The following is a 6,092-nucleotide window of genomic DNA, read 5'->3' as shown; positions in this document are numbered from 1 at the left end:
TTGATTATATAACATGCTTTATAATATATCCTATGAAACGAATACTTATAACAGGTGGTGCTGGGTTTATAGTCCAAAACAAAGACAGCCAGATATCTCCCTTGCTAAAAGCAAATTAAACTGGGAGCCAAAAGTACCTTTGGAAGAAGGGCTTGTTAGGACTATAGAGTATTTTAAAACTATTTTAGGCTTTTAGCGTTTAATTATTTTTTAGTTCTATATCTTTTTCTATAATCTGTCAAAATTTATCGTTTTTTGAAAAAAATCTTTGTACATCTTTAGACATCTTTGACATAGGTTTTTTGGCTTTTAGCGATATTAAAATCCATGAAAGATTTAAATCTTACTGCGTTTCTCATCAACGTTTTTGTGGGACTGTTTTTGTTCTTTTTCAAGAACAAGCTTGAAACTCTTGAAAAGGAGATAGAAAACCTAAGGCAAAAATCTGTGATAAAAGAGGACTATCACAGGGAGCTTGATAGGTTTTTCAAGGAAGTGTTTAGAAGACTTGACAGATTGGAGGCTTACTATGTGGGACAAAACCAAGCTAAAAAGCGTTAAAAATCTCTACAAAGAGGAAGTGCTTCAGATACCGGCCATTTTTAAAAGCAAAGATGACTATGTGGCGTTTTTGATGGCGCAGTCTTATCAGGAATCTGGCTGGGATGAAGCAAGCATCTCTAAGACTGGTTGCAAAGGCTTTGCTCAGTTTGAGCTATCCACTTGGAAGTTTGTTTGGAAAAAGCTGTTAAAACATCAAGAGATACCAAGCATATGGGACATAAAAGCTCAAATAATAGCTCAGCATACTTACATGAAATATCTTATAAACGCTGTATCAAGAAAAGAGCCCATGCTTCCGAGGCTTGAAATCTTATCTTCATCTTTGATGGCTTACAACGGTGGGCTTGGCGTTGTGGAGTGGTGCTTAGAATATCACGGTGTTGTTTCTGTAATAGCTTTAAGGGATTATAGGAACTCTCATAAAAGCACATACCCTGACGAAAACAAGATTTTTGAAATTTTAAACTACCCAATATCCATTTTTAACATATGGCGTAGCCTTCGAGAAATTGCTGTATAATATGTGATAAATGAGGTTTTACATTAAAGAATGGGACGAAATCATCCTTGTAAGTGTTTTGCTTTTATATATAATAGGTCTTGTAAACATAGCAAGTGCAAGTTTGGTGGGCAGCGTATTTATAAAACTTAGCTTTTCTGCCTATAAAAAACTTATATTTCAGTTTGGCGTTGGTGTTGTGGGTTTTTTTATGGCCGCTTTGATTACTAAGTTTGATTATGAAAAGCTTAAAAACCCAAAGGCCATATATAGTATTATATCTTTAAATATTTTTTTACTCATAGTGGTGCTTGCAATAAAATATGCCAAACATATGCCTGTAAATAGATGGCTTTTTGGTTCAAGCTTACAAGTGTCAGAGTTTTCAAAGATTGTAAACATTGTTTTTTTAGCTTATTACATAAGTAGAAAAGGTGAAGTTAGCGCCACAAAGGAGCTTTTGTTTGCTTCGTTTTTGGTGGCTTTCCAATCTTTTCTGATATTTTTAGAGCCCGATAGAGGAAGCGCTATTTTTCTACTTTTTATTGCTTTTATAATGCTTTGGATAGGTAATGCTCCTCCTAAGGTTTTGTATCCGGCAACATTTATGTTTGGTGTGCTGGGGGTTCTTTTTTTGCTTTTAAAAACCGGTGGAAACTATGTGGAAGGTCGTTTTGCAGCATGGTTAAATCCTTTTGCCAAAGCAAACACAAAAGGTTATCAGATAATACAGTCTCTTTTTGCTTTTGCTCACGGTAAGCTCTTAGGTGTTGGTATAGGAGAAGGTATACAAAAAGAAGGCTATCTACCGGAGATAGATACAGATTATGCTCTTGCCCTAATAGGCGAAGAGTGGGGGTTTTTGGGGGTTTTCTTTGTGGTTCTTTTGTATGCTGGACTTGTCTATAGGATATTTAAAATATCAAATTTTGCTGAAAATAGTTTTGGTAAGCTTATCGTGTTTGGCATAGGTATGTATATAGCTACAGAGTCCATATGGAATATGATGATGGCTATGAATGTAATACCATCAAAAGGTATAGCCCTGCCATTTATAAGTTATGGAAGCTCAAATTTGCTGGCAAACTTGTTGGCTATAGGTCTTGTGATGTCTGTTTACAGGAAAGAAAAGAAACCATGGAAAAAACTTTCTTAGTGTCTGGCGGTGGAACCGGTGGACATTTTTTCCCAGCTGTTAGCTTTTTGGAGCTTTTAAGAGAAAAAAATTTAAAATCTATATATGTGGGCTCTTATTACGGCATTGAAAAGAGACTTCAAGAAGATATACCATCTCAGAAGATTTTTCTTGATACAAAGGGATTTGTGGGTAAGGGATATTTTGATAAGTTAAGATCTCTTTATCTCATGGGAAAATCTGTATACGAATTAAACAAAGCCATTAGAGATGATTTCATAGGTGTGGCGTTTGGCGGATACGCTTCGTTGCCGGTTGGGATTTTAAGCGCTTTAAAAAGAAAACATCTTTTCATACATGAGCAAAATGCCATTCCAAGCCTTACAAACAGACTTCTTTCAAAAAAATCGACTTTATCTTTTACTACATTTTACTACACCTCTAAGTTTTTTAAAAATCCTTTGAGAGTTGGTATGCCTTTAAGAGAGGAGTTTTTGAGCTTTTACGATAAAAAAGAGCTACAAAAAGAGTTTGGATTGGAAAGCCCTTGTATATTGGTGATGGGTGGGTCTCAAGGGGCAAAAGCGCTAAACGATACAGCTGTTGAATTTTTCCAAAAAACAAACTTTAACGGTGTTATCATCGCTGGTGATAAGCATTTTGACGAGGTTTACAACGCTCTTAAAAGCCTAAAACGTGTGAAAGTGTTTCCATTTTTTAAAGAGATCTACAAGCTTATGAAAGCTTGTGATGTGGCTGTATCTCGCTCAGGAGCAAGCACTGTGTATGAGATGGCAAGCGTTGGTCTTCCTGCTGTTTTTGTGCCATATCCATACGCTTTTCACAACCATCAGTATTACAACGCTTTGGAGATAAAAGACTTGGGCGGAGCAAAGGTATTAGAACAAAAAGACTTAAACTTGCAAAATCTTATAGAAGCCATAGAAGATATATTAAAAAATTTAGAAATCTATTCAAAAAACATATCTTCTTTTTGTATAAAAAATGAAAAAAATGGTATAATATTACCACAAGAGATTATGCTGGAAAAAATAATGAGTGTGCTATGATGGACTATAAAGCTAAACTGTTGGAGCTTCTAAAGAGATATCATATTAAAAAAGATACTGCCAATATATTTTTGGAATTCTTCGAATTGCAAAACAAGACAGAGCAAACTTACTACGATTTGAACGTTTTAAAAAAATTTGGAATAACCGATAAAGATATCAAGAACTTCTGTACAATTAAACAGATACTTTTGAACACCGACGAATGTCTTAAAAAACGCGTAAGTCCAATATTTGATTATTTAAAGGATTTTATATATAAGTTTTTGGATTTGTTTTGCAATTTTACCGAAGATGCTGTTTATGACTTTATTTTGGATTGTATAGAACTTGGCTTTGTTTTGGAAAAAGAAAATGAGAATATATTTGATTTTTATAGAGCCCAGAATATTTTATCCTCGTATACGATAGACGCTATAAGAAAGTATAAAGATGAGCATCAAGACAAGTCCATTGATGTCTTTGGTCTCACAGCTTCCTTTATAAAGTTTTCCCACTTTGCTTCAGAAGTAGTATCCTTGGCTTACTATGAAAAAATGATTGCAGAAAAAGTTTATGAAGTCTATGAAAAATATACAATAGACCCGCTTTCTCGTCTTTACAATAGAGCAAAGTTTAACGATATGAAAACCAATGAGTTTTCTAGAGTAAAACGCTACGAGATACCGCTTTCACTATGTTTATTTGATATAGATGATTTTAAGAAGATAAACGATGCATATGGTCATTCCGTTGGTGATAAGGCTATAAAAGAACTTGGCGAGGTTGTTTTGAACAACATTAGAAAGGCTGATATAGCCTTTAGATGGGGTGGTGAAGAGTTTTTGATATTGTTTACCCATACCCATATAAGTGGAGCTAAGGCAGCCTGCGAAAAGCTGCTCAACAATATAAGAAATATTGAAATAAAAGAAGGTGACAGTGTTGTTAAATTTACAGTGAGCATGGGTATAACGGAGCTAAAAGATGAAGACGATGGTTTTGAAAAAGCCATTGACAGAGCCGATAAAGCCCTTTACAATGCAAAAAGAAATGGTAAAAACCGTATTGAGATTTTGATATAAATTAAGTTGCAAAAATAAATATAAAAGCTTAAAATGTATATATGCTAACTCAAGAGATAAAAGAGGCTATAGACGGTCATATAAAGTATTTTGGGTCTAAAGAAGAGGCTCTTTTGCTTTCTCTTCACTCTATTCAAGAACACCTTGGCCACATACCGGAAGAGGCTTTGGAAGAGCTATCTGAGATTTTAGACATACCGCTTCACCATATAAAAGGCGTGGTGGCTTTTTATGAGATGTTTGATACCGGCGAGAAGGCAAAACATCGTATATACGTATGCAACAGCATAGTTTGCTATCTTCTTAAAAGCCATAAAGTTTTCAACGCTGTAAAAGAACTTCTTGGTATAGAACCTGGTCAAGTGACGAGAGATGGCATGTTTAAGCTTGTGGAAGTTCAGTGTCTTGGTGCTTGTTCGGAAGCCCCAGTTTTCATGATAGATAACGATATTTATAAATACGAATCAAAGGAGAAGCTTCATGAAATACTTGCCAAATATAGCTAACATACACGCTGAAACAGAGCTAAACCTGCTTCTTAAAAGGGCCAAGCGCAAGCAAACTGCAGATATAAAAGAGTATTTAAAAGACGGCGGTTATCTTGCGCTGGAAAAAGCCTTAAACATGAACCCAATGGATATAGTAGAAGAAGTAGATAAGAGCAATTTAAGGGGAAGAGGTGGAGCTGGTTTTCCCACCGGTAGAAAGTGGAAGTTTTGTCTTCAAAACCCGGCCCCTAGATATTTGGTGTGCAACGCCGATGAATCAGAACCGGGCACTTTTAAAGATAGACTTATCATAGAAAGAGATCCTCACCTTCTTTTAGAAGGTATGATTATATCCGCTTACGCCCTTGGGGTAAACAGAGCCTACATATACATAAGGGGTGAATATCCGGCTGGATATTATATACTAAGAAACGCTATAGAAGAAGCAAGAAAAGAAGGCTTTTTAGGAAAAAATATTTTAAACTCAGGTCTTGACCTTGAAATACTGGTAGCAAGGGGTGCTGGAGCTTATATATGCGGTGAAGAGACGGCGCTTCTTAACTCTATAGAAGGCAAAAGAGGTCATCCAAGGTTAAAACCTCCTTTCCCAGTACAAGTAGGCTTATGGGGTAGGCCTACAGTGGTAAACAACGTAGAGACGTTATCAAATATTCCCATTATTATAAATTTGGGTTCTGAAGGTTATAAAGAGATAGGCCCAATGGATTATCCCGGTCCTAAGCTTTTCCCAGTGAGCGGTAAGGTGAAAAAACCAGGTGTTTATGAGCTTCCTATGAATACTACACTTAGAGAAGTGATATTTAAATACGCAGGTGGTACTATCAGGAATGTCCCTATAAAGGCTGTATTTTCTGGAGCCCTTGATTGTCTTAGCGTAAAAGAGCTTGATACTCCTATGGATTATTCTCAGTTTGGTTTTGGTGGGACTGGTACTGTCATAGTTCTCACCGAAGAAGACGACATAGTGGAGGCTTGCTACAAGATAGCCGAGTTTTATGAACATGAGACTTGTGGCTTTTGTACGCCGTGCCGTATAGGGTGTCATGAGCAAGCTTACCTTCTTGACAAAATAGTAAAAGATGAGGCTACGCCACAAACTTGGGAAGGCCTTAGGTTTGTGACAAAGTATATTCAACCCACTTCTGTTTGTGGTCTTGGTGCTGTGGCAAGTAGGCTTATCAAACAAGCCATGGAAAAGTTTCCAGAAGATTTTGCCAAGAAAGAACAAAAATCTTTTGCAAATATTTGATT

The 6,092-nt window shown here is 36.2% G+C and carries 7 protein-coding genes; all 7 read left to right on the top strand.

All coding sequences use genetic code 11. The features are described 5' to 3' along the window. The first annotated feature begins 327 nt into the window (after nucleotides 1–327). Genes ACP5S8_RS03570 through ACP5S8_RS03540 form a run of 7 tightly spaced genes read left to right on the top strand, consistent with a single transcriptional unit; the run spans nucleotide 328 to nucleotide 6,090 of the window. Nucleotides 328–561: a hypothetical protein gene (locus ACP5S8_RS03570; protein ID WP_461870833.1), complete on the top strand. Its 234-nt coding sequence runs from the start codon at nucleotides 328–330 to the stop codon at nucleotides 559–561. Further along, complete coding sequence (locus ACP5S8_RS03565; protein WP_461875731.1) at nucleotides 530–1,084, top strand: transglycosylase SLT domain-containing protein; 555 nt, start codon at nucleotides 530–532, stop codon at nucleotides 1,082–1,084. The genes ACP5S8_RS03570 and ACP5S8_RS03565 overlap by 32 nt, the downstream gene beginning before the upstream one ends. A 10-nt stretch (nucleotides 1,085–1,094) precedes the next feature. Further along, nucleotides 1,095–2,219, top strand: a complete 1,125-nt coding sequence (locus ACP5S8_RS03560; RefSeq protein ID WP_461875729.1) for an FtsW/RodA/SpoVE family cell cycle protein — start codon at nucleotides 1,095–1,097, stop codon at nucleotides 2,217–2,219. Beyond that, nucleotides 2,201–3,268 carry a UDP-N-acetylglucosamine--N-acetylmuramyl-(pentapeptide) pyrophosphoryl-undecaprenol N-acetylglucosamine transferase gene (locus ACP5S8_RS03555; RefSeq protein ID WP_461875727.1) on the top strand — a complete coding sequence of 356 codons (1,068 nt, stop codon included), beginning with the start codon at nucleotides 2,201–2,203 and terminating at the stop codon, nucleotides 3,266–3,268. Before ACP5S8_RS03560 ends, ACP5S8_RS03555 begins: the two co-directional genes overlap by 19 nt. Beyond that, on the top strand, nucleotides 3,265–4,332 hold the full coding sequence (locus ACP5S8_RS03550) for a GGDEF domain-containing protein (RefSeq protein WP_461875725.1): 1,068 nt from the start codon (nucleotides 3,265–3,267) through the stop codon (nucleotides 4,330–4,332). Before ACP5S8_RS03555 ends, ACP5S8_RS03550 begins: the two co-directional genes overlap by 4 nt. Nucleotides 4,333–4,373: 41 nt before the next feature. Then, the gene (locus ACP5S8_RS03545; protein WP_461870828.1) at nucleotides 4,374–4,838 is read left to right on the top strand and encodes an NADH-quinone oxidoreductase subunit NuoE family protein; all 465 of its coding nucleotides are present in this window, start codon (nucleotides 4,374–4,376) and stop codon (nucleotides 4,836–4,838) included. After that, nucleotides 4,813–6,090, top strand: a complete 1,278-nt coding sequence (locus tag ACP5S8_RS03540) for a complex I 51 kDa subunit family protein (protein WP_461875723.1) — start codon at nucleotides 4,813–4,815, stop codon at nucleotides 6,088–6,090. Before ACP5S8_RS03545 ends, ACP5S8_RS03540 begins: the two co-directional genes overlap by 26 nt. Nucleotides 6,091–6,092 lie beyond the last annotated feature (2 nt).

The sequence above is a fragment of the Hydrogenobaculum sp. genome (assembly GCF_049967395.1).
GTDB lineage: Bacteria > Aquificota > Aquificia > Aquificales > Aquificaceae > Hydrogenobaculum.
This window is presented reverse-complemented; position numbering and strand designations above follow the sequence as displayed.